Raw genomic sequence first — 4,211 nt, forward strand, 5'->3', positions numbered from 1 at the left:
GCGTCGGCCGCCGTACGGCGGAGGCTGTTGCCGCTGCGTTGGCCTCCCGTACACCGGCTGCACCTGCCGTGAACACCTCGACCGGAGAGATCATTGACGACCGGGAGACGCGATGACGGCCGACGCAGTCCGTCCGTACCGGATCCGCCAGGCCGGGGCTGCAGTCACTCTCCCGGGTGACACAGGGAAGCCCCAGGCCGTCCGGCGCGTTCTCCGTAGCAGAACCACCGAAAGCGGGGAAGAACAGTGACTGTGTCCGGTACCGGGGAGAACGTCCCCGAGCTGGTGATCATCTCGGGCATGTCCGGCGCGGGCCGCAGCACCGCTGCGAAGTGCCTGGAGGATCTGGGCTGGTTCGTCGTCGACAACCTGCCGCCCTCCCTGATACCGACCATGGTCGACCTCGGCGCCCGCTCCCAGGGCGCCGTGGCCCGGATAGGCGTGGTGGTGGACGTCCGCGGCCGCCGCTTCTTCGACGACCTGCTCACCTCCCTGGAGGAGCTGGAGCGGCGCGGTGTGCGACTGCGGGTGGTCTTCCTGGAGGCCTCCGACGACGCACTGGTCCGCCGTTTCGAGAGCGTCCGCCGCCCGCACCCGCTGCAGGGCGACGGCCGGATCGTCGACGGGATAGCGCGTGAGCGCGATCTGCTGCGGGAGCTGCGCGGCGAGGCCGACCTGGTGATCGACACCTCCAGCCTCAATGTGCACGAGCTGCGCGCCAAGCTGGACGCCCAGTTCTCGGGCGAGGGCGAGCCCGAGCTGCGGGCCACCGTGATGTCATTCGGGTTCAAGTACGGCCTGCCGGTCGACGCCGACCTGGTGGTCGACTGCCGCTTCCTGCCCAACCCCCACTGGGTCCCGGAGCTGCGTCCCCGCACCGGGACCGACGACGAGGTCGCCCGTTATGTCTTCGACCAGCCCGGCGCCAAGGAGTTCCTCGACGGGTACTCCGAGCTGCTGCGCATCGTGACCGCGGGCTTCCGCCGTGAGGGCAAGCGCTATATGACCCTTGCCGTAGGCTGCACCGGGGGGAAGCACCGGAGCGTCGCCATGTCGGAGCGGCTGGCCAAGCGCCTGATCGCCGACGGGGTGGAGACGGTCCTGGTGCACCGCGACATGGGACGGGAATGACGCTCCGTTCCGGTGCCCGGGGCCCGGCGGGCCCGGGGAGCCGGGACGGAGCCGGCGGAAGAACGTGGGGCACATGTGACGGGACACTCTCCGGGGCGGCAGCTCCAGCGGAAGGCTGCCGACCGGGCACAGGGAGGTGCCCACAAGGCGGCCGCCCCCAAGATCGTGGCGCTGGGCGGAGGGCAGGGTCTCTCCGCGTCGCTGTCGGCGCTGCGGCGGCTCACCGGTGACCTCACCGCGGTCGTCACCGTCGCGGACGACGGTGGCTCCAGCGGCAGGCTCCGCGAGGAGCTGGGAGTGCTGCCCCCCGGGGATCTGCGCAAGGCGCTCGCCGCGCTCTGCGGTGACGACGACTGGGGCCGCACCTGGTCCGAGGTGATCCAGCACCGTTTCACCAGCGACGGTGAGCTGCACGGACACGCCGTCGGCAATCTGCTGATCGTGGCCCTGTGGGAGAAGCTGGGCGACCATGTCGCGGCCCTGGAGTGGGTGGGCCGGCTGCTGGGTGCGCACGGCCGGGTGCTGCCGATGTCGGCGGTGCCGCTGGACATCGAGGCCACCGTGCGGGGCCATGACCCGGCCCGGCCGGGCGAGGTCGGCACGGTGCGGGGCCAGGCGCATGTCGCGGTCACCCCCGGCACCGTGCAGTCCATCCGGCTGCTCCCGGAGGATCCGCCAGCCGTGCCGGAGGCGGTCAGAGCCGTCAGGGACGCGGACTGGGTGGTGCTGGGCCCGGGTTCGTGGTTCACCAGTGTGCTGCCGCATCTGATGGTCCCCGAGCTGGCCGAGGCGCTCTTCGCCACAAAGGCGCGGCGGCTGCTCACCCTCAACCTCGCCCCGCAGCCGGGGGAGACGGAGGGGTTCACCCCGCAGCGCCATCTGGAGGTGCTGGCGCACCACGCCCCGGAGCTCGCGGTGAACGCCGTCCTGGTGGACGAGGGCGCGGTCACCGGCGGTGCCTTCGGGGACGCCGACCTCCCGGGCCTGGAGAAGGCCGCCGGTCGGATGGGCGGTGAACTGGTGCTCGACCGCGTGGCGGCGGCGGACGGCACCCCGCGACACGACCCCGAGCTCTTGGCCGCCGCGTACGACCGGATTTTCCGGACACATGGAAGGATCGGCGCATGGCGATGACTCCAGCGGTGAAGGACGAGATCAGCCGGCTCCCGGTCACCCGGACCTGCTGCCGCAAGGCGGAGGTGTCGGCGATCCTGCGGTTCGCAGGGGGTCTGCACATCGTGAGCGGCCGCATCGTGATCGAGGCCGAGCTCGACACCACCTTTGCCGCCCGGCGGCTGCGCAAGGATCTGCTGGAGATCTTCGGCCACTCCTCGGAGCTGGTGGTGATGGCGCCCGGCGGTCTGCGGCGGGGCAGCCGGTTCGTGGTGCGGGTGATCAAGGACGGCGATCTGCTGGCCCGGCAGACCGGACTGGTGGACGGACGCGGACGCCCCATCCGGGGCCTGCCCCCGGCGGTCGTCTCCGGTGCCACCTGCGACGCGGAGGCGGCCTGGCGCGGAGCCTTCCTCGCCCATGGCTCGCTCACCGAGCCCGGCAGGTCCTCCTCGCTGGAGATCACCTGCCCCGGTTCCGAGGCGGCCCTGGCGCTGGTCGGCGCCGCCCGCAGGCTCGGCATCGCGGCCAAGGCCCGCGAGGTGCGGGGAGTGGACCGGGTGGTGGTGCGCGACGGCGACGCCATCGGCGCGCTGCTGACCCGCCTCGGCGCCCATGAGGCGGTGCTCGCCTGGGAGGAGCGCCGGATGCGCCGCGAGGTACGGGCCACCGCCAACCGGCTGGCCAACTTCGACGACGCCAATCTGCGCCGGTCCGCCCGTGCCGCGGTCGCGGCCGGCGCCCGGGTGCAGCGCGCACTGGAGATCCTCGGCGAGGAGGTGCCCGAGCACCTGGCCGCCGCCGGCCGGCTGCGCATGGAGCACAAGCAGGCCTCGCTGGAGGAGCTGGGCTCGCTGGCCGACCCGCCGCTGACCAAGGACGCGGTCGCGGGCCGGATCCGCCGTCTGCTGGCGATGGCCGACAAGCGCGCGCTGGAGCTGGGCCTGCCCAGCACCGAGGCCAATCTGACCGAGGAGATGGTCGCCGGCTGAGCGACTCCCCGTGCGGCCCCGGGTCCGCCGGGGCGCAGACGGAGCCCGCCTCCGCCGCGGCATCGGCCGCGGCGGAGGCGGTTCGTCGTCCGGGGGGCACTCCGGGAGGTACGTCGACGGGGCTCGCCCGGCCGGCAGCCGGCGGCGTACCGGCTCGTCGTACGGCCAGGCTGGGCCGGGCCACGCCCGGGACTCGACCGGGATAAGCCGGAGGGCACGGCGGCCGGTGTCCACGACTGGTAGGGGAGGCTTGCGGCGGCTCCCCGGGACGGGCGCGGCACTGCCTGCGTACACCGGGCGGCACCACCGCGCAGGCGACGCCCCCTCGGCGGGCGGTACGGGCCCCCGGTCCCGGGCGTCCGGCGCCGGGTCTCGGGGAGCGCTTGGCTCGGGAAAACCCCTGGCCTCGGAACTCCTCGGCTAGGAACCCCCAGCCACGCGTGCCTTGGCCCTGCGCGCTCGGCCTTGGGTGCTCTGCCCCTGCGCGCCCTGGGGCTCAGGGCCCCTGGCCATGCGCGCCTCGGCCTCATGGTCCTTGGCCATGCCTGCCCCGGTTCCGCGAGCCCCGGCCTTGGGAGCGGGGCCCTCGGCGCCCCGGTCCTGCGTGTCCCGGCCCTGCGAGCCCTGGGCCTCACGGCCCTCGGCCCCCTGAGCCCGAAGGCCTCGGAGCCTCGGCCTTCGGAAGACTCCGAACCCCGGCCGTCGGAACCCGGCCCCCGCGTGCCCCGGGTATCACGGCCCTTGGCTCGCCGTGCCTCGGCCCTGCGAGCGCGGGGTCTGCGAGCTCCGGCCCCCTGAGCCCAGGGTCTCCGGCCCCGCCCCTTATCCCCCCCCCCCCCCCCCCCCCCCCCCCCCCCCCCCCCCCCCCCCCCCCCCCCCCCCCCCCCCCCCCCCCCCCCCCCCCCCCCCCCCCCCCCCCCCCCCCCCCCCCCCCCCCCCCCCCCCCCCCCCCCCCCCCCCCCCCCCCCCCCCCCC

Annotated in this window: 3 protein-coding genes; all 3 read left to right on the top strand. The window is 74.7% G+C overall.

The window, feature by feature from the left end:
* Nucleotides 1-246: 246 nt before the first annotated feature.
* The 3 genes from rapZ to whiA all read left to right on the top strand — a co-directional run bounded on the left by rapZ (nt 247) and on the right by whiA (nt 3,236).
* A complete protein-coding gene (rapZ, locus tag AOK09_RS25230; protein ID WP_055589537.1) occupies nt 247-1,131 on the top strand; it encodes an RNase adapter RapZ in 885 nt (294 codons plus the stop codon).
* Nucleotides 1,132-1,293: 162 nt separating this feature from the next.
* On the top strand, nt 1,294-2,265 hold the full coding sequence (locus tag AOK09_RS25235) for a gluconeogenesis factor YvcK family protein (protein WP_055589539.1): 972 nt from the start codon (nt 1,294-1,296) through the stop codon (nt 2,263-2,265).
* Nucleotides 2,256-3,236 (top strand): DNA-binding protein WhiA, encoded by a 981-nt coding sequence (gene whiA / locus AOK09_RS25240; protein ID WP_055589538.1) that lies wholly within the window; start codon nt 2,256-2,258, stop codon nt 3,234-3,236. Before AOK09_RS25235 ends, whiA begins: the two co-directional genes overlap by 10 nt.
* The last annotated feature ends 975 nt before the right edge of the window (nt 3,237-4,211 follow it).

This window comes from Peterkaempfera griseoplana, from assembly GCF_001418575.1.
Taxonomy (GTDB): domain Bacteria; phylum Actinomycetota; class Actinomycetes; order Streptomycetales; family Streptomycetaceae; genus Peterkaempfera; species Peterkaempfera griseoplana.